Annotated in this window: 16 protein-coding genes; 1 reads left to right on the top strand and 15 read right to left on the bottom strand. The window is 49.0% G+C overall.

Features of this window, described 5'->3' with window-relative positions; translation table 11 throughout:
• Window positions 1-20: 20 nt before the first annotated feature.
• Window positions 21-656: a CmcI family methyltransferase gene (locus tag Q0Y21_RS04570; protein ID WP_297791997.1), complete on the bottom strand. Its 636-nt coding sequence runs from the start codon at window positions 654-656 to the stop codon at window positions 21-23.
• Between the two features lie 212 nt (window positions 657-868).
• Here Q0Y21_RS04570 and Q0Y21_RS04565 point away from each other — a divergent pair, with 212 nt between their 5' ends.
• Window positions 869-2569 carry a hypothetical protein gene (locus Q0Y21_RS04565; RefSeq protein WP_297791995.1) on the top strand — a complete coding sequence of 567 codons (1701 nt, stop codon included), beginning with the start codon at window positions 869-871 and terminating at the stop codon, window positions 2567-2569.
• 64 nt (window positions 2570-2633) lie between these two features.
• Here Q0Y21_RS04565 and Q0Y21_RS04560 read toward each other — a convergent pair whose 3' ends face one another.
• The 14 genes from Q0Y21_RS04560 to Q0Y21_RS04495 form a co-directional block, all read right to left on the bottom strand.
• A complete protein-coding gene (locus Q0Y21_RS04560; protein ID WP_297791993.1) occupies window positions 2634-3617 on the bottom strand; it encodes a hypothetical protein in 984 nt (327 codons plus the stop codon).
• A gap of 296 nt (window positions 3618-3913) precedes the next feature.
• Complete coding sequence (locus tag Q0Y21_RS04555) at window positions 3914-5443, bottom strand: hypothetical protein (RefSeq protein WP_297791991.1); 1530 nt, start codon at window positions 5441-5443, stop codon at window positions 3914-3916.
• 27 nt (window positions 5444-5470) lie between these two features.
• Window positions 5471-6607: a dTDP-4-amino-4,6-dideoxygalactose transaminase gene (rffA, locus tag Q0Y21_RS04550; RefSeq protein ID WP_366517653.1), complete on the bottom strand. Its 1137-nt coding sequence runs from the start codon at window positions 6605-6607 to the stop codon at window positions 5471-5473.
• 321 nt (window positions 6608-6928) lie between these two features.
• Window positions 6929-7492, bottom strand: coding sequence for a DapH/DapD/GlmU-related protein (locus Q0Y21_RS04545; protein WP_297791987.1), 564 nt, complete (start codon window positions 7490-7492; stop codon window positions 6929-6931).
• Window positions 7482-7847: a hypothetical protein gene (locus Q0Y21_RS04540; RefSeq protein ID WP_297791985.1), complete on the bottom strand. Its 366-nt coding sequence runs from the start codon at window positions 7845-7847 to the stop codon at window positions 7482-7484. The genes Q0Y21_RS04545 and Q0Y21_RS04540 overlap by 11 nt, the downstream gene beginning before the upstream one ends.
• Window positions 7832-8596 (bottom strand): sulfotransferase, encoded by a 765-nt coding sequence (locus tag Q0Y21_RS04535; RefSeq protein ID WP_297791983.1) that lies wholly within the window; start codon window positions 8594-8596, stop codon window positions 7832-7834. Before Q0Y21_RS04535 ends, Q0Y21_RS04540 begins: the two co-directional genes overlap by 16 nt.
• Window positions 8596-9549 (bottom strand): glycosyltransferase family 2 protein, encoded by a 954-nt coding sequence (locus Q0Y21_RS04530; RefSeq protein WP_297791980.1) that lies wholly within the window; start codon window positions 9547-9549, stop codon window positions 8596-8598. The genes Q0Y21_RS04535 and Q0Y21_RS04530 overlap by 1 nt, the downstream gene beginning before the upstream one ends.
• 145 nt (window positions 9550-9694) lie before the next feature.
• Window positions 9695-10450 carry a sulfotransferase family 2 domain-containing protein gene (locus tag Q0Y21_RS04525; protein ID WP_297791978.1) on the bottom strand — a complete coding sequence of 252 codons (756 nt, stop codon included), beginning with the start codon at window positions 10448-10450 and terminating at the stop codon, window positions 9695-9697.
• A 23-nt stretch (window positions 10451-10473) separates the two neighbouring features.
• Window positions 10474-13860, bottom strand: coding sequence for a glycosyltransferase (locus Q0Y21_RS04520; protein WP_297791976.1), 3387 nt, complete (start codon window positions 13858-13860; stop codon window positions 10474-10476).
• Window positions 13853-14413 carry a dTDP-4-dehydrorhamnose 3,5-epimerase gene (gene rfbC, locus Q0Y21_RS04515; protein WP_297791974.1) on the bottom strand — a complete coding sequence of 187 codons (561 nt, stop codon included), beginning with the start codon at window positions 14411-14413 and terminating at the stop codon, window positions 13853-13855. The genes Q0Y21_RS04520 and rfbC overlap by 8 nt, the downstream gene beginning before the upstream one ends.
• A gap of 10 nt (window positions 14414-14423) precedes the next feature.
• Entirely contained in the window at window positions 14424-15317 is an 894-nt protein-coding gene (gene rfbD / locus Q0Y21_RS04510) for a dTDP-4-dehydrorhamnose reductase (protein ID WP_297791972.1), read from the bottom strand.
• Window positions 15318-15481: 164 nt separating this feature from the next.
• Entirely contained in the window at window positions 15482-16336 is an 855-nt protein-coding gene (locus Q0Y21_RS04505) for a hypothetical protein (protein WP_297791971.1), read from the bottom strand.
• Between the two features lie 7 nt (window positions 16337-16343).
• Window positions 16344-18326 carry a nucleoside-diphosphate sugar epimerase/dehydratase gene (locus Q0Y21_RS04500; protein ID WP_297791969.1) on the bottom strand — a complete coding sequence of 661 codons (1983 nt, stop codon included), beginning with the start codon at window positions 18324-18326 and terminating at the stop codon, window positions 16344-16346.
• A gap of 123 nt (window positions 18327-18449) precedes the next feature.
• Window positions 18450-19478 (bottom strand): glycosyltransferase family 4 protein, encoded by a 1029-nt coding sequence (locus Q0Y21_RS04495; protein WP_297791967.1) that lies wholly within the window; start codon window positions 19476-19478, stop codon window positions 18450-18452.
• Between the last annotated feature and the right edge of the window lie 6 nt (window positions 19479-19484).

The raw sequence follows: 19484 nt of genomic DNA, 5'->3' as shown, positions 1-19484 counted from the left end.
CTCTTCGGGAATGGCCCCCATTAGCCCTTCTTCACAAGATAGCCGTTAGGATTGTAGGTCGCATTTCTACCGAACATATCGCAGCAATCCCGGTCAACGCGAAACTGGTCCGGCTTCGCCTTGAGGTACTCTTCAATCGCCCGGTTTGGCCCGCCCTGGTACTTGTCGGCCATTCCCAAGTCATCAAGAATACCGTCCTCCATAATGAGGTATTCGCCTGCCAGCAGCCTGTCACCGAAAAATTCCAACGCTGCAATGCATCCAGTGTAGGTGTGCGCGGAGTCCTCAACAACCAACCACGGTCGCGGCAAGGTAGCCAGAACGTCTTCAGTCAGACAAAGATCAAGCCTTTCGACATCACCTTCAATGAGCATCACCCGGTCATCAAGGCGGGCTTCAGGAATCACAAGATCCACGCCAACGACACGACAATCCAAGCCCATTACCCTGCCCATATCAGCAAACCAGGCTGCGCTACCGCCTTTCTTATACCCAATTTCAATGATGGTTGCCGGCCGGACATTCCATAGCAAATGCAGATAAATCGCCATGTCCAGGGGCGACTTATTACAAAGGATTCCTTTGTAACGGTAGTTCATCACACCCTTTTGGTACCCATCCAGAAACTCTGGAGTAAAACACGTTGAAAAGTCCACTCTCCATCTTCCTCGTTCTCAGGTTGGCGTCAGCTACATCAATCGCGCTCTATGCAGAACACGCCGAAGCACCTAGAATACACCGTCGTATAAACCGACCTTTCAATTCCGATACCAGAGCAGTAAAGCATGTCTCGGCGTACCATGCATACCAGAAGATCGGGATCGCTTTCCCGAGAGGCCCAACTTAACCCTAGCTTGACGCTTAAGTAATGAAGCACATTTTTTTCCATTCCGTACGCTGGCTAGCCTTACTCGGAGCCAAATTCCTGCAGGTTCACCCGCTTGGCACCGTCTTTTCGGTTCTGATTGCTCTTCCAGGGCAGATTGCCCTTATCGCCTCGTTCTTGCTCCCTATAAAAATCATCATGCTTATGGCTAGCGAAGGCATGCCACATTTCATACCCGGCATAAGTGCCGATATAGATAAGAAAGTACTTATCAGCTTGCTGGCAGGTTTAAGCATTGGTTCCTTTATTTTTTATCACTTGGCAACAAGAGCCATTGAGGGAATAGCCAAGTCTGGGGCATCGCGAATAGAAAATCGGAATCAGAAGCTACAGTTATTTGAAGGGCAAGAAGAACTGACCCGCAACTCCTATACCCGTTATATTGATACCGTCGCAAGCTTTAGTTTTGTCATCCTGGGTACAGCACTATTATTTATAATCTATCCGGAGGTAGCTTTCGCCTTTATCACTTACACGGTTACTTGCATTGTCGGCGCTTTAATCGTACAGAAAGTTACCTCCTCAGACGCTGAAGACTTTGCTCAAGCAGTTCAGAAAAACCTTCCCACTCTGTCGAATATTGGTTTCTTAGCTATTTTTTCGTGGGTATTAATCGATTATGTATTCTTTTCCATACCCAACAGCTTCATTTTTCTACTTGTTTCGGTGATTCTCGGAAGGCAGTTATTCTCCCGAACCGCCGCCATCACTAACAGCATATTCTTTTTTACTCGCCAAAAACAAAAGCTGAAAGCTCTACTTTTTCATCGAGAAGTCTTTCAGCCCACACCCAAAAAGCGCAACTCAATTTGGGACTTTCTGGACTCAACGAGTATTTCATACCTACAGCTTCAGGAAACACTAAGATCGCTATTTGAAGCGGACGATGAAGATGCAGAGCTATCGTGGCAGGATTCAGGAATGCCAGGGGTAAACATTCTGACGGCCAGGATGAGAGCATCCAGCAGGACCTTTTTGGTCAAAATTTTCGAGAAGAAAAAGAGCTCTGAGGCCCGCCATGAGGCTACACTACTGCTGGACGCACCTAGCATGTTGCCTTGTCCACCACTAAAGACCGATCAGATTATTTCCGGCCTCTACGTGCATATCCTCGACATAACTGACCATTCATTCCCATTGGAACCCGTAGAACAATGGCAAAAAGACGAACTTGCCCTGAGCGCCACCCACGTGGCAATCCCAGAGGCATTGATCTCACGATATATCCGCTCTCATAGGATGCTATGGGATCAACTGGATGAATCAGACCTACAGCAGCTCCAGTTTATTTCGAAGGATAAAGCTGTCGTAAAGACTTTTTTATCAAAATTACCTCAGGTAAGGGACGAGTTAAAACGTCTACCAGTATGCCTGCATAGTTCTCAGTGGGGAAATACTAACCTTTACTGCCAAGACTCCGCTGGTAATATTAAATTTCTACATTGGGGAAAGTGGGCTCTGGAACCATTTGGTACTGGCCTCTCACGGCAGTCTATGAAAGAACTTTCACCAAACGTTTTAGAAAAAATATTCAATACTCACCGTAATGTGCAAACCTCGAAGGAACCTCGTCCTGACCCGGCGGTAGCTTTCCTTGCTCAGCAATTACATAAACAAATTAACAAGCAGATGTTTATGAAGTCACTAAGGACAATGGAAGAACTCTCTAAATATTTCGTCTGAGCACCGAACGAATGCACCTCTACTGCTAAACAATTCAGGTCAAGTGTCCCTGTGCCAGCTCCTCTCAATCAATTTCATTGTCCAGCCGCTCTCGCAGGAGGTGTATCACTTCGTCAACTTCTCCCTGCTTTATATTGTTAGCTTGGCGAAAGTTTTTGAAGGACTCCCAAAAAGGCTTTAGGGAAAAACCTTTATAGTCCGGCATATATTCTCTGAAGAACTTTTGGTTTGATTTGTAGTGCTGAAGGAACACTTTTAATGCAAGAAAAGGGGGAACTCGGAACTTTTCTCCACCAAAACTTTCAGATATGTCAGATAAACAATGATAAATGGAACTTTGCCTCCCTGGCAGAACGATATCTTGGTTGATAACCGCCCTATTAATTTCTTTTTTTATATAAACAAACTTTTCCGACAGGCTTGGGTTCCCGTCCCTTGTGTTGGCAGTTTCAGTTAATTCGACCCCAAATACAGACTTGAAAAAGTCGTAAATTAGATCGCCCTTAAAGAGCGTGCGTCGTTCGTACTTCCGAATGACGACCGAGTCGAAGGCTTCTGCCCAACTTTCAGTGAATTCCAAGTAATTCGCGCGGAAGAAGTCTCGGTAGTACTCATAAATACTTCCAGAGTAATCTGTGGCATGAATCCTCTGGTTGTATGCCGAAGCTAAATAACTGATCTGATCACGAAAATAACAAACGACAGTTACATTAAAGACTGCTGGGTCAAAAACCTCACGGATGACCAATGGATCTGTATTTTGAAAAGCTTCAGAGCTGATGATATAGGTCACATCCCTACTGTCCATACTTTCACATAGCATGGACCTGCTTTCCTCTATCAGAACACGCTTGGCCGCTTCATCCAGCCTATTAAAATCAGCAGAACGAAACCGCTCAGATAGGATATGATGAGCTATATTTCTTATAAATACACGAGGGTATGCTAAACCGTAGGTCTCAAGAAGACTCTGGTTTTCAAATAAAAACCGTTGTAAAGACGATGTTCCAGTTTTATGGCGACCTATATGGAGAATGATGTTTACCATTACCTCAAAGAACCTTATTTTCCAACTGTATTGAGTTTTTCATTGGCCACCTTGTTATTAATCAACACCTCAAAGATTATCCATCCCAAGCCAATGAGAGAAGTCTCCCTGTTTCCCAAAGGCCAAAGGGGGCTCACGCTAATGCACAGACCTATATGAGTAGCCCCGGCGTTCATGAATTCAGCCAGCAGATCCTTCGGACCTGACAGACACACAGTCTGTATGGGGCAGCGCTCTGCAAGCAACAATCACCAAGCTACCACAGGCTTGTCTATTGGAAAGCAATGAGCAACCGTCTAATTTGGGTCTAGTACAAACCTATCATCCACCTTATATGAGTATGGAAACAGTCTGTATTTCCATTGAAACTTGGGCGAGAACAAATTCAGCTTCTTCTTTTTCAGGAGATCGATAACAGCGATTCTTTCGCTCTTATCCATAGCGCTCAATGGCCCTAACTGACGCCTATAACTAGCGACGTTGGCATCGGGATGGTCCGACAAATATCCTATGACTTTAACTACATAGTCTTGATGCTTAGATATCCATGGAAACACTCTATACGCCGTAACAGAAAAATAGACGCTTAAGCAAATACAGGCTACCCCAACAAGGCCCGCTACCCATTTAGCGACATCAATCCGTGAAACAGAAGCCCTTGGTCTCTCTATTGAAAGTGCTAGGTCAAGCAAAAGTGCGAACGGTATTAATTGATACACTATTACATACCTGGGTTGATTGAGATACTCAACTCCTTTTTCGGATACTCGGCCGAAGAAGACTGCGCAAGTCGCCACTGTCGCATACATAATAACAAAGAGTAGCGCCATTCTAGGCATTGAAAGTCGCTCTCTTTTAATGAAACTTAGCAGAAGAAAGCGTACGTAAAAACCTAAAACAACAAATGCAACTATCCAGCTAAATAAATACCCTAAATTCCCAAGATCGGCGTAATGTTTTCTGTGTATCAGCGAGGATGAGAAAACGATTCTTATGGCCTCAAAGTAATCGATGAAGGGAACAATATTTGGAGAATCTAAGGCATCGGGAGCTTCACCAACCTTCTGCTGGAAGATGAACTTGAAATTCACCAACACATAAAAAAGAAGTAATGTAAGCGAGCCCGAGATTGCGGTGTAAAGACTTCTTTTCCTTTGGCACCCGTTGAAGTGGTAAGCAGTAACTACGAGGCAAGCCATCAAAGCGACCCAAAATACAATTGATCTAGAGTCCCCCATTAAAAAAATTGCGACAAAGGGCACGCTTAAAAAAAACGGTTTACCGTTCTGAATGTAGTGAAAAATCGCTACTGCCGAAATAGCCGATAGTAAAGGATAAATAATGCCAAATGAGACCAGCGGCCAAGTATAAATATTCGTCGAATTTAACGAAGTGATTACTGCAATGGCACCCAATAGAGATAGTAATGATCCGTTACCTAACTGGCTTCTCTCAGAAAACGAGTAAAATATCAAAGCGATGAATACAAATACGGCGACCCCTAGAAAACCGATGAACGCCTCATACCTGAAATCTAACCCCAAATTTTTTAAATTAATATAGAAAAGCATTTTATTCAGTGGCTGGGCATGATCCGAAATCGATCTCTTATAAAATAGATCACTAAAACTAAACCCTTCAGATGTCCATTTACCGCCTAAGCTGCTGAGGAAGGACCAAGCATCAGACCTAATTACCGGGCTCGAAGCCAAACCAATATAATTTATCAGTACGAACAACGCTATTGCGCTAAAGATCAGCGCAATCCAACGATGATAATAGACCGGCACCTGACACCGATTAAGATTAACTGAAAAATGGGACATATAATTTTTTTCTATATTCCGTGATGATTAGAAATCTTGAATAATCGATTTTGCGGTTGATTGAATAAAAGACCTTTGACTATCGGTAAGGCCAGGATAGATTGGCAACCGAACCAGCTTGGAGGACAGCGCATCAGTCACTGACATGCTGGAACCCAGCCTACAGAATTTTTTACCGGCTTCACTGCTATGTAGTGGAACATAGTGAAAAACGGCATTAATTCCGGACCTCTTGAGATCACTAAGCATCTTTTGCTGAAGCTCAGGCTCCGGCACAATCAAATAATACAAGTGCGCATTAAACACGCAATCTTTTGGAATCACGGGACGCCTAACATTATGAGTAAACGACACCTCCTTTAACGCATCATGGTAGCCATTCCATATACACATTCTTTCGTCATTAATTTGATCGATATGTTGAAGTTGTGGATACAAAAATGCTGCAACGAGTTCACTTGGTAGAAATGATGAACCAATATCTACCCAAGTATACTTATCCACTTCCCCACGGAAAAATCGGGTACGGTTCGTGCCTTTTTCGCGTATAATTTCGGCTCTTTCGATAAAAGTTTCATTATTTACTACTATTGCCCCGCCTTCGCCTGAAATGATGTTCTTAGTTTCATGAAAGCTAAAACACCCGAAATCACCTATGGTTCCTAGCGACCGCCCCTTGTAGTAACTGCCCAAAGCTTGGGCGGCATCCTCAATTACTATCAAGTTATGTCGCTTCGCAATGTCCATAATTTTGTCCATCTCACACGACACTCCCGCATAATGCACAGGAACAATGGCTTTAGTTTTTGAAGTAATCGCAGATTCTATTAACTCCTCATCGATATTTAGTGTATCTTCCCGAATATCGACAAAAACAGGTACGCCACCCCGTAGAACGAATGCATTAGCCGTCGACACGAATGTATAAGAAGGCATAATAACTTCATCACCGGGCTTAATATCCGCCAGTATTGCTGCCATCTCTAAAGCAGCTGTACATGAATGAGTTAAAAGGACCTTTGACGCCCCCAAATAACCCTCCAACCATTCACTGCTATTCTTTGTATATGGACCATCACCCGCTAGAACTCCTTGTTCGAGTGCATCGCGAATACATTCCAGCTCCGTACCGACCTGGTGCGGGAAATTAAATCTTATGTCCATAGTCAATCAAGTCTCCCTAAGCATTAAAAAGTAATACACCAAAGATGATAATAGCGATAGCCTTCATTTTTGTTCCAGAAATCTTCTCCCCAATTAAAAATCGTGCCATCAAAATTACCAATATATATGTGATAGCCGTTGCCATATACACAGTGCTTATCATCCAGAACTTTAATGCCAAGAAACTCATCAAAGGAGCCAAGCAGAAAAGGCACAAAGTTGAAACCAAATAGCCCTTATTGTTTGTAATGCTATATAGCTTAAACAACACTTGAGCAGTAGCAGTGAAAACTAATGCTAACGCTAGTGGTAGCAACTCCATCACTGACCTTCATCCCTTGTGATTCTGCGTTTAATCCTAGCAGGAACCCCTGCCACCAATGAATGATCCGGAACATTCTTGGTTACTACACTTCCTGCAGCTACAACACTCCCCTCACCAACTGTCACACCAGGGAGTATTATAGCAGCAGCTCCAATCCACACATTATTTCCAATATTTATAGCATCACCTTTGTGGTAGTATTCACCGGACTCAACCTCATGACCCGATGCATGCAACCGAACATTTGGTGCCACCCTCACGTTCGATCCAATTGTTACTGTGGCTTTGCTAAAATAATCGCAGTAAATTTCGACACCCCTATTTAGCACAACCGAATCCCCAATTTCTACCAACCAAGGAAATTTTATATATACGTTATGATCAAACATTACTTTCTTTCCACAACTTCTGAGAAAAGGCCTAAAAAATAAAACCCTGAGGACTCCGGGCAACATATTAAGAAGAACATGGAACAAAAAAATCATATAAACATACAGACTATTTGCCAATCCCTTCAAATAACTATTTTTATACAAAACACCTCTAATGTTAGACATCATCGCCCGCTTCCTCTATAACTAAAAGAGCAACCCCAATCGTGATAACTATAGACCCAATAATTTTAGGAATCGATATCGGGTCCCCATAATAAAAATGACCTATTATCAAGATTAATGGAAAGAATATACTACCTAAAGGATAGCTCAAACTGATAGGGTGCTTTCTATGTATGTAACCCCAGATTACAAATCTGGCTCCATTAACAATTACAACAACGGAAATAATCAAGATGATAAATGACCAGCTAAGCTCAGTGCTCGCGGAAGCTTCTTTTAAAATGACCGCACTAATTAAGCCCAGAAAAACGGCGGCGGTTACAGCAAATAGGGGACCAAACATCACAACCTTTCCCATTGGTCACGCCATATGTGGAGACGACGCCCAAGCTCCACTTCAAGCTCCTTCACGGACTCCTCGTAGTACGAGACTAAACTGCGTAGTAACCTGATTGAAGCCCCTTGCTCAATTGGCCGATTAGACGAGTTGACAACCTCTCGTGAAGATTTAGGCGTAGAAACCTCTGATACACCCAACCATTTAAAAAGGGCATTGAACCTTCCTTTATCTTCTAACAGCTCTTCCAATATCAATATCTTTACCTGTTCTCTTGGGAAATGGCGAAAATAGACCTTCAAGTAATTCATATAATGGCCCCTTCTTTTATAGGCATAGGGGTTTACAGAAGAGCTGTAAGACGAATCATTAAGACGCTGCTCTTCCGCCAATAAGGCTTGCTCCAAAGGCAGATTTTCAATCCCGTTTTCCACACTAAAATAATAATTCGACAAGGCTCGTTGAACAGGATCTCTGAGAATTACGAGTATTTTCGCCTCAGGGTAATACTCTTTTAACCTGACAGCAGCCAGTTCACTCTCTATATATGAGGTGCTTTTTTCTCCGCAGCAAGTTACATCTCGACTCAACTTTGAGAAATATTTATTTTCATAATACGACTTTCCTCCCAAATACAGCTCTTCATTCAGAAAAAATTTAGGTTCAGGCCTTATCGGTTTCGCCATGAAGATTTCTGGATGTTCATCCAACACCCGATACAAATAAGTCGATCCAGACCTTTGAGCGCCCACAATGAACAACTGTTTCATCACCGAACGACCTCGGCTACTTCATAGCCGCCTTGGTTAGAAATTTCGCGAAGTGCTCGAACTATGTATTCACCGATTATGCTGAGTAATAAGATCAGGACGCCGTTAAAAAACGATATCAACACCACTAATGTCGCCCAGCCAGGTACAGCTGCTCCTTCGAATAAGGCACTTAGAAGGTAGAAAATTCCCAACGCAAAGCTTGCGCCAGATACCACAAACCCAAAGCCAGCTGAGTAACGAAGTGGGATAGTTGAGTGGTTGAACAGGATAATGAAAACCAAACGCAATATTTTACGCAACGTATAGTTGCTTTCCCCAACTGCCCTGGGGGAGTGTTTAACCAATACATTTGACCGATTTGAAGAATGTTTCAAGACTAGGCCAGGAATATAAGGCGATACAGAACTCTCCTTACAAACACGGTCAACGACATCTCGCCTAATCATTCTGAAATTAGACAAAACCAAGTCGTCCTCAACCTCAAAGACCTTACGATTTAACCAACCGACGAAACGGCTACCTAAGCGCCTAAAACTTGAATGCTGTTTGCTTTCAAATTTCCCAATAATCAAATCATAACCTTCCAGAGAGGCGTCAATTAATTTCGCAATCTCATCCGGAGGATTTTGTAAATCATCGTCCATGGTAATGACGTAATCGCCTGACGCTTCCCTAAACCCACACAGGTTCGCGCTATGCTGGCCGTAATTCTTTAGCAAATTAATGGCTTTGACTTCGTCGTACTCTTTGGCCAACTGGCTAATTACGGACCAACTATCATCGTTACTACCATCGTTAACTAGTATAACCTCAAAGGAATGGCCGTGCTTTATGAAGAAAGAGCGAACCGAAAAAACGGTGTCACTAACAATCTTTGAACTGTTAAATACTGGAATAACAACACTATATATAAGATTCATATCTGTGAAATCACGCTCTCTTTCGCTCAAAACAGGCTCTCAGCAATAGGCCAACTGTTATATGAATACCCTTAAACTACAATGCCTAGATGATATTTACCAACTCTTCGAAATCTGCCATATAGGCTTTGGCTAACTTAGGAAAGGACTCCACACCATACCTTTTAGAGGCAATTTAAACGATAGAAAATTCATCGAGCTTCTCGTTTACAGCTTGGTACAAAGCCATATCATAAGCATTTCCTCCAACCACTTCGGGCAGGACCGGCGTTAATTCCGTGATCGCCTGACGATATTTGTCCCCTATGGAACCTTTATTGTTAACGTTCTGCTTCTCGTAGTTGAAGGCAACTTCTGGAAAATATTTATTAAGCTGTCCGGCGATGTACGTAAAGCTTTCGTCGAATCTCTCCACGGTTCCAACCAAGGCCTCTTGTGAGATCACTCGTTGAAGGGCCCGATTGAAGATCGCCACGTCGACCCGCTCGGACGGCTTTAAATTACGGCTCCTACCAATATAAGCAGCCTGATAATCAAAAATCACCTTCGGCGCCTCAGGTGTCATCCGCCAGCGAACGTACTCCTCCAGAGACAGTTTGGAAGCCATCTCCGCCCCTTTTGACCCCTTCTTTTGCTTCCGTTCGAAGTTATAAACAGAGAGTACCCGGTCTATGGGGTTGCGAACGAAGTAAACTGGGATGCACTTGAACTCATCCGATTCGGGCAGCGGATTACACAAATGGTGGCTGGAGATTGCTTTCAGGTTCGGGTTGTCCAGAATGAACTGCCTGAGGTATTCCGCCCCACCCTTTCGCATGTCCTTATCATCCCGGTGGTCACAGAAATCCTTACCGAACGCTTTTTCCAGGGCGTAGTCAAACGTGGTTCCCGCGTTCTTGAAAATATGGCCATGAGTTATTACGTAACGCATATATCTTTAAATCTCATTAAAAATCAGTTTAGAAAGTCTCTATCAATCACGCGCTGAACCTGGCTCTGACTGAAATGCTGCTCAATATAGTCTGCGTAGCATGCCAGATACTTCCCGCATTCGTCAGGGTCGTTATAGAGCCCAAGAATTTGTGACACCATTTCAGAGGGCTGATCGGCTATTGCCATAACCCTGGCCGCTTCTGGCAACCCTTCGGCACCGATGGACGTGGTTGAGATTGGTAAGCCGGCCTGGAGCGCCTCCAGAATCTTGCCCTTGACGCCTGCGCCATAACGCAGCGGCACAACACAGAGCTTGACCTTCTGGTACAGCGCTGCAAGGTCTTCATCGGACAGGAATCCATGAATTTTCACGCAGCTGCTCGCCAGATTCCGTATGTTATCCGGCACCGAAGATCCCACTATGTGCAAACAGATGTCGGGGATCTGGCGCTGAAGTGAAGGCAATACTTCGGTCGCAAACCAGACCACGGCGTCTGCATTCGGCGGGTGCCCAAAACCGCCCACAAACAGCAGCCCTTCGCGTTCTGCATGCCTGAACTGGTTTATGTCCGGTTTGTTCAAGAGGTATAAAGGAATAGCGGACGCGTCAGTGCCCGGCGCAACCCTCAGAACCTCAGCTACTTCCACTTCCGAAGGGTAATAGACCTTATCTACCTTCTGAAAGATCTCCAGCTCCCTGCGCTTCCAGTCATCGGCATCCGACAGGACCGAGTCTTTGCCCAGCAACTCAGCCTCACGATTGGTGCGCAGATAATGCAGGTCGTGACCGAAGTAGATCAGTTTTGGACGCGGGTTAAGGGTAGTCAGATGATCGATGAAGTCTTCCGTGATATGGGGCCGGTGCAGGTAAATAACATCAATATTGTGGCTGTTGTCGGTGAACCAGGTCTTCCATGTTCGTGCGTACTTCTCGCCAACCAGAACCTCAACGCCCATTTGCTGGAGTTCCCGGGTATACGGCTCATGTGGGAAGAAGTTCGCCGGCACAAACTTTACGTTCAGGCCTGACTCAATCATCGACTTCACATACAGGAAGGTCGAACGGGAGCCGGCGTCCTTATCGTAAAAAGGCACATAGTGGTCAACAAACACCACAGTCCTCTTTCCGGAAGAGCGTTCCCGAGCCTGGAAAACGTTCTCGGCATTGCGGAAATGTTCCGTTTCCAGTACCTGCTCCCACTTGTCCCGGAACACCTGCTGGTTAATGGCCTGGTGCTTCTTGATGCCACTGCCCACGTCTGTTCCGTTGCTCACGCCCTCGAAGTGCACAACGACCGACTCGGGCTGATACACAACTTTCAAACCACGGTGACGCATCTGGAACGCCAGATCGGTATCTTCGTAATAGGCTGGGCAAAAGCGCTCATCAAACCCGCCAAGCTCGTCCCACACGGACTTGGAAAACATGATACACGCGCCCGAGATGTAATCAGTCTCCCGCAGATAGTTAAATTCCGGTAGGTCCGGGTTTTGTCCACGGCCATAGTTCCAGCCGGAACCGTCCTTCCAGACGATACCACCCGCTTCCTGCAGCACACCGTCTTCAAACAACAGCTTCGGTCCAACCATGCCAACGTCCGGCTGGCTCTCCATAGCCTGAACAAGCGCAGTGAGCCATCCTTTCTGTACGTTGGTGTCGTTGTTCAGCAGTACGACATACTCGCCTTTGGCCTTTGCGGCAGCATGGTTGCAGTTCTTGAGGAAGCCAAGGTTCTGTGCACCACGAACAACCTTGATGTTCCCAATCCTGGTTTCGATACTGTTGGTAATATCCGTCGAGCAGTCATCAGCCACGATGACCTCGTACGAAATGCCGTCGGTATTCGCCAACACGGATTGCAAGCAGGAAATCGTCGTACGGTATTGATTGTAGACAGGCACAACAATTGAAACTTTCACAGTCTCATATGTTGGGAACTCCATGATTGTGTCGTCGGCTACCTCGGAAACCGGAAAAATAACCGGCAAGCGTCGTGCCCTGTGTTCAGCCGGGAATCTGGAGCTCACCCAGTTACGGGCTGTGCCGGAATCGGCCAGAAATACGGTTTGTAAAAGTTTCTTGAGGCGATACACACTGACCAGCCGGACGCTCGAGTAAGGGTGGCGGATGACATACTTGATGATGCTTCCAACCAACCGGAGCCTGCCCGGTGCGTCGTCTACGTAGTCGCTTGCTGATAACTGGTTCTGAGCAAGGTAGATCTCACTCTCCTCAACGAGTTGTCGATAGCAGGTTTTTGCAAGCGGTTTCAGACGCAGTAACCGGTAAACAAACTCAATAAAGGTAAACAACCGCCCGAGGACAGAACGATTGAACACTGAAAGACGGGTGTAGAAGCTACTCATGGTTTCCGAAGACTGGTGTCTATGCTCTTCAAATTGCCGCTCGACTCCGTCGAGCTCAGACTTCACAGCCGCTAACTCACGGTTAACCCCGTCTACCCTCTCATGCTCACGCTTCAGTTCCTTACGTAGCTCACCAGCAGACTCCGACATAGCATCCAGGTAGGCCATGACTGACGAGTATTCTTCAAACTCCTGGCACAGTGGTGCCCACTCGTCACGAGAGACCTTAAACACGGGGTTGCCTGTATCCGTCCTGGCTGCACCAAGAAGCAAGTCGTACAGCCGACCTACAAACGGAGGAACCACATCTTCTTCAGCCACAGCTTCCCTGTACTGACTGTGACGCAAATCGGTAGACAGGAACTCCTCAACGTAACCCCGGTACTCTTCGCTTTCCTCGGCTGGCGCGCTGAAACCGAAAACCTTTGCCATCCTTGCCAGTTCCCGACCAGGCGACTCAAGGAAAAGGTCGTAGTCAACCACGACGGCAGGCTTGTCGGTACCGTGAATCAGTGAATTACAGGTATGCTTCATCCACAGGCAAAAAGACTTTGCACGGGCAAACCCATTCCGCCGTGCCAGGGAATCCGCAACGCTGCGTGGATTGCGCAACGTAATGAGATATCGGTCATCCAGATCCAGCTCGCGGAACACATCCTGCCAGAACGGCAGTAAGTTAACCGTGCGAGGGTCCTTGAAGGCAAAGACTTCAACTCCCTCCAGACGCTCACGGAGCAGGGCAACAGCATCGCGTCGCTCTTCTGCCAGGGATTCGGATTGGAGATCTTCAACAGATATCTCTGCTAACGCGTCCCAGCTGGATCCCAGCTTTTCCAGTACGCGTTCATTAATCCGGAAACACCCAAGGTCTTCCCAGAAGCCTTTGTCATTATCCCCTACCACTCCGGGCATCAGTTCCGGGCCCAGGTCTGCACCGAGCACTTGCAGGCCACGGGTAATGGCACTTGTCCCACTCCGGTGCATACCCAGTACTACAATGACCCGCTTCATGGATGTAGTTTCAGTTCCTAGCTCAGACAAAGAGATCTCCCGCAGCCTTCAGTTCTGTCAGCGTTGGTGCGGCCTGATCTTTGCCAGACAACTGGATGTCGCCAGCCTCGGGCCACTCAATTCCAACTCCCGGGTCGTCCCAGCGCAGGCTTCGCTCATGGTCAGGTGACCAATAGGCATCCACCTTGTATTGCACTTCAGCCACATCACTGGTTACCAGAAAGGCATGCCCAAACCCGGCGGGCACCCATAGCTGCCTCTTGTTTTCAGCACTCAGCACCACACCGGTCCACTGACCAAACGTCGGAGAACTTTTGCGCAGGTCCACGGCGACATCAAATACTTCTCCCACACTCGCCCGCACCAGCTTACCCTGGGCCGCCTCTCCGGTCTGGAAATGGATACCACGAAGTACCCCCTTCGCCGAGCGAGAATGATTATCCTGTACGAAGGTCACTTCACGGCCTACAGCATCGGCAAACTTGCGGTGGTTAAAGCTTTCGGAAAACCAGCCCCGGTCATCGCCAAAGACCGGGGGTTCAATCACCAGTACACCTTCCAGTGGAGTTGTCACTACGTTCATTGAGAAGCCTTTAGTTAGTTCTGAATTCAACCCAGTCCCGCAGTGTCAACTGCAGGGCATAACGCCAATCAGGCAGTTCCAGCCCCAGCGCCTGCTCAACGCGGGTCACGCTCAGGCGTGAATTCAATGGGCGGGGTGCGGGAGCCGGGTATTCAGCTGTGGGAATGGGTCTGACCTGCTCTGCGGACATGTTCAAAGGTACGCCCAGGTCTCCGGCAGCACTGATAATCGCACGGGAAAAATCACACCAGGTGGTTTCACCGCGGCAGGTCAGGTGATACACCCCCTCGAGCGATTGGGATTTGCTTAATTTTTCCCGAAGGGCAATCGCGGTTACTTCAGCAATCAGCCAGGCCGGGGTAGGCGTGCCCCATTGATCGGACACCACGCTCAACTGGTCCCGCTCACTGCCCAGTTTCAGCATGGTCAGCATAAAGTTGCGGCCCCGGGCACCGTACACCCAGGATGTCCTGAAGATGATGGCACCGATACCCGCAGCCAACACCGCCTCATCACCCGCCAGCTTGGTTTTGCCATAAACCGAGAGAGGGCCAGTGGGTGCGTCTTCCTGCCAGGGCTCATCACCGCTGCCGTCATACACATAGTCGGTGGAGTAGTGAACCAGTGTGGCCCCGTTCTCTTTTGCCCAGGCAGCCAGTTGGGCTGGTAACTGCGCGTTCAAGGCGTGGGCTGTTTCCGAATGCGATTCGGCCTGATCCACCCCGGTATACGCGGCGGCGTTGACAATACAGCGAGGCTGATACTTGTCCAGCAACGCTTCCACATCCTCCGCATTGGACAGATCGCCATCCGCTCTGGTCAGACCTTTGACGGCTCCCAAGGGCGCCAATGTTTTGAGCAACGCATAACCCACTTGCCCATCACTACCGGTAACCAGAATCATGGAGCGGAAGCCTCCTTACCAAAAGCTGAATTTACTGACTGCTGAATTTACTGACTGCTGAATTTGCTGTCTGAGGGAATAGCAGTATTTGCGTCGCGGGATTATCCCAGATCACTGAACCAATGTCACAAGCCGGCCTGACACCAACACCCTGTTTCTGGTGCCTATACTCGCCAGATCCGCCAGCCATGGCGGGAAAAGAATGTCCATGCGGAACGCACAAACCAGCCACGGTGCTGCCAGCTCTTTTGCCCCGTTCCTCCTCCGGCATGAAGGATGCGAACAGACGGATCGTAGAGGTGGGTCCACCCCTGCTCTACTCCCCTGCGCGCCACGTCGAAATCTTCGAAATACATGAAGAAGTCCTCATCAAAGCCGTTGAGGGTCTTCCAATAGTCATAACGCGCCATCAGAAAACAGCCGCTACAGAGCTCAACCCCTTCACGAATTTTACTCAGGAGCGTGTCCCGATACTCATAACGTTCGTTAAGGTGCCGGAAAGCTGCCAATCGCATCAACGGAGTTAAAAGGCGCGCCGCGAGGATGGCAAGGGAGGGATAACGCTTATGGCCAGGCGTATCTTTCTGGCCGGCGGGATCAAGAATGCGAGGGCAGACAAGGCCCAAGCGGGGACTGGCCCGGAGATGTGTCAATGCGATAGCTATTGCGTCCGGCTCGGGCCACACATCCGGATTGAGCACCAGAATAGCGGTATTCTCTGGCACCAGAGTGGTATCGGCGAAGACCTGATTTCTCAAAACAAGATTATTGGTGCCACCGTACCCAAGGTTTGGCTGATGTGGCAGAAACCTGTATGGCCAGGAGAATACACTTTGAATCAGGGTGTTGCATTCATCTTCGTTCAGGCTGGCGGGCCCATTATGGGACAACCACAATTCGGCCGAAACCAGCTCACCCCGGTCATTGGCCACGTCCAGGCTGCGGGACAATGCCCGCAGGCAGGAAAGCAGAACATCCGGGTCCCAGTCATAAACAACAACAGAAATAATCAGTTTCATTACGACATCAGGAGGTAAGCCTGTGGATCACAGCCCCACCCTGCCGGCCGGGAGGGTTACGATCATCCTCTTGGGCACCGTCGGAAGTTCTCCGGCACCAGATCAGGTCTTCCAACTTATGGTTTGGCTGGTACCCCGTCGGCGCTTCCAACATAAGCTCTACCAGACGTGCGCAATCGAAGTGGTCCGCGGCCCGTCTCATCTGCTCCAGCAGCAGCTCCAGCCTTGGCCATTCGAGAGAGGCTTCACGAGCCATCATAATGCGCGGGTGGGCGGTTCCCTGAGGGTCGTTACCGATCAGCAGCTCTTCATAAAGCTTCTCACCGGGCCTCAGGCCCGTGTATCGGATGCTGATATCGCCTGAGCCATCCTCTTCTTTAAACTCTGTCTGGCCCATCAGGTGGATCATCTTTCTGGCAAGATCCGCAATTTTCACCGGCTCACCCATGTCCAATACGAATACTTCGCCGCCCTGCCCCATTGCACCGGCTTGCAGCACCAGCTGGCCGGCCTCGGGAATGGTCATGAAATAGCGAATGATATCCGGATGGGTCACGGTCACCGGGCCACCATCGCGGATCTGGTCTCGAAACAGCGGTACCACTGAGCCGGAAGAGCCCAGCACATTGCCAAAGCGAACCATGCTGAAGCAGGTTGCGGACTGGTCAGCGCTCAACCCCTGCAGAACCAGCTCGGCCAGCCGCTTACTGGCACCCATAACATTCGTAGGGCGTACAGCCTTGTCTGTGGACACCAACACGTAGCGTTCAACACCCGCCGCGATGGCCGACTGGGCGCTGTGCAGCGTACCAAACACGTTGTTATGGATGCCCTCAATCAGATTGTGCTCAACCAACGGCACGTGCTTGTAGGCTGCGGCATGGTAAACAATCTGGACACCCAAGGTTTTCATAATGGCTTCGCAACGGCGGCGATCCGTCACCGACCCCAGCAATGCGTGGATATCCACTTCAAGCTCGTCAATCATGTTGACAGAGCTTAGCTCACGCTCGATGGAGTAAAGCCCGTATTCAGACATATCCAGAAGCACCAACGCTTTGGGGCGATGGCTTAAAATCTGGCGGCACAATTCGGAGCCTATGGAGCCACCAGCACCGGTCACCATCACCACCTTACCGGAAAGGCACTCTTCCACCAGCTTGCGGCGCGGCGGAACCGGGGCACGCCCCAGCAGGTCCTCAATATCCAGGTCCCGGATATCGTTGATACGCGCCTTACCGGTGACAAGCTCGGAAACGGAGGGCACGGTCTGAACAGCTACGGATAACTTTTCCAGTCGTTCAATAAGATTCTTGCGCCGCGGGGCACTGGAATCCTCAAGCGCCAATAACACGCGGCTTGCGCCGTGATTCTTCACGGCCTTTTCAACGTGCACCAGGCTGTAGACTGGCAACCCATTGATCAGGGAGCGGTGCTTGGCATCGTCCGTGGAAATGAAAGCGACCGGGCGACACTCTATGCCCTGCCCCAGTGCAGAGGCCAGCTGCATACCTCTCGGCCCCGCACCAACAATAATCACGAATTCCTTGAGCTTTTTACCAGGGTGCTGAATCAGTGCGCGAACACCAAACCGCGTCCCGGCCACGAGAATGAAGGCCAGAGCGCCATAGATCACCGGCACCGAACGAGGAACCATTGCCTGAAAGAGAAACCCGAAGATCATCAGCGCCACGGCAGACACTGCCACACCACTGATAATCATGAACAATGCACGTTCGCTGATATAGCGGATAACAGCGCGATACAGCCCTATTCGCACAAACACCGCAAGCGTCATCAGAATGGTGCCGCCAAAAACCATAAGCTGGCGTGAATCCGGCGCCCACTGCAGATTTTCAAACCGGAGAGCAAAGGAAACCCACAAAGCAAGCGCGAGAAACAGAGTATCGGCTGCCACGGAGATGACCCGCTTGTACACCCGGGGCAAATCCAGGAAGGTTTGCAGCGTACGATTTCGTGTAACGTCCATTTAGTTGGTCACAATATAGGTGTAAGAAGTGGCGCCCATCCCATGACATACCCGCTATTCCTGAGACTGGGCACGATCATCCAAAACGGCTTAAACTTAGCAAAAAATGACATGAAACGCCCATTAAATCCCGCTTAGGTCCTGAAAACGGACATCGCCCGACCGGAACAGCCAGGCCAGGCCAACAAGCGGAACATAGGCAATAACAAGGCCAATCAAACCAGACAACCAGCCCAACGACACAAAAACGGCCAGCGGCATCAACCACACCACGTTAATCACGCCAACTGCCAGGGTCACCACCCGGTGACTCCGGAACCGGCGGGAAGCGTACTGGTATCCGTGGCTGCGATGGGCCTGATGGGGCGGGTAGCCCGCCAGCACACGCCGCAACAGGGTCACTGTGGCATCGACAATAAAGACCCCCAACAGAATAAGCCACGCCCACAGTAACTGCGGAGCCTGAACCGTTGCATACAATGACAGGCCGCCAAGAATCAGGCCGCTGAATCCGCTGCCGACGTCCCCCATAAAAATCCGGGCCGGAGGGAAATTCCACACCAGAAAGCCCATCATGGCAACGCCAAAAAGTAGCGGCAGCAGTGATCCGTCGGTCAGACCCGCGGCCCAACTGACCAGCGCACCACCCAGGCAAACAGTGACCGCTTCCACGCCGGCAATGCCGTCAATGCCGTCCATGAAGTTGTACAGGTTCAGCAGCCACACCAGGTAAAACCAGGTAACCAGCCATGCCACCATTCCCGAGAGGACGACGGCCTCGCCGAGCACAATCGGCGGCAGATTCCCGAGGGAAAAAAGCAACCAGCCGCTGGCGAGGAAATGCCCGGCCAACCGCCACCTCGCCGGTATGTGGCCATGGTCATCGAGAAAACCGAGTAACGCGACCAGGGCACCGGCGCCACCCAGCCCCCAGACATAATCCCCGTCGATGAGGCCCATCACCCAGCCCGCAAGTAAAGCTGCCTCGAAAGCGATAACAACCGCGAGCCCGCCGCCTCTCGGCGTAGGCACATCATGGGAGCTGCGCGCATTGGGCACATCCATCAGCTCCCGGGCCAACGCGTACCGCCGGAGCCACGCGGTACCAACGCAGGCAATCACGAATACCGTCAGCAAGAACACCCAGACCATTAACTG

Origin of the sequence: uncultured Marinobacter sp. (genome assembly GCF_947259545.1) — a bacterium.
Lineage (GTDB): Bacteria > Pseudomonadota > Gammaproteobacteria > Pseudomonadales > Oleiphilaceae > Marinobacter.
This window is presented reverse-complemented; position numbering and strand designations above follow the sequence as displayed.

Excerpts from the sequence above, each read along its gene's own strand:
- Q0Y21_RS04495 (WP_297791967.1), bottom strand. The coding sequence starts at position 19,478 with ATGGTCTGGGTGTTCTTGCTGACGGTATTCGTGATTGCCTGCGTTGGT.
- Q0Y21_RS04505 (WP_297791971.1), bottom strand. The coding sequence starts at position 16,336 with ATGAAACTGATTATTTCTGTTGTTGTTTATGACTGGGACCCGGATGTT.
- Q0Y21_RS04555 (WP_297791991.1), bottom strand. The coding sequence starts at position 5,443 with ATGTCCCATTTTTCAGTTAATCTTAATCGGTGTCAGGTGCCGGTCTAT.
- Q0Y21_RS04500 (WP_297791969.1), bottom strand. The coding sequence starts at position 18,326 with ATGGACGTTACACGAAATCGTACGCTGCAAACCTTCCTGGATTTGCCC.
- Q0Y21_RS04565 (WP_297791995.1), top strand. The coding sequence starts at position 869 with ATGAAGCACATTTTTTTCCATTCCGTACGCTGGCTAGCCTTACTCGGA.
- Q0Y21_RS04560 (WP_297791993.1), bottom strand. The coding sequence starts at position 3,617 with ATGGTAAACATCATTCTCCATATAGGTCGCCATAAAACTGGAACATCG.
- Q0Y21_RS04540 (WP_297791985.1), bottom strand. The coding sequence starts at position 7,847 with ATGGGAAAGGTTGTGATGTTTGGTCCCCTATTTGCTGTAACCGCCGCC.
- Q0Y21_RS04545 (WP_297791987.1), bottom strand. The coding sequence starts at position 7,492 with ATGATGTCTAACATTAGAGGTGTTTTGTATAAAAATAGTTATTTGAAG.
- rfbD (WP_297791972.1), bottom strand. The coding sequence starts at position 15,317 with ATGATTCTGGTTACCGGTAGTGATGGGCAAGTGGGTTATGCGTTGCTC.
- Q0Y21_RS04525 (WP_297791978.1), bottom strand. The coding sequence starts at position 10,450 with ATGCGTTACGTAATAACTCATGGCCATATTTTCAAGAACGCGGGAACC.
- rfbC (WP_297791974.1), bottom strand. The coding sequence starts at position 14,413 with ATGAACGTAGTGACAACTCCACTGGAAGGTGTACTGGTGATTGAACCC.
- rffA (WP_366517653.1), bottom strand. The coding sequence starts at position 6,607 with ATGGACATAAGATTTAATTTCCCGCACCAGGTCGGTACGGAGCTGGAA.
- Q0Y21_RS04535 (WP_297791983.1), bottom strand. The coding sequence starts at position 8,596 with ATGAAACAGTTGTTCATTGTGGGCGCTCAAAGGTCTGGATCGACTTAT.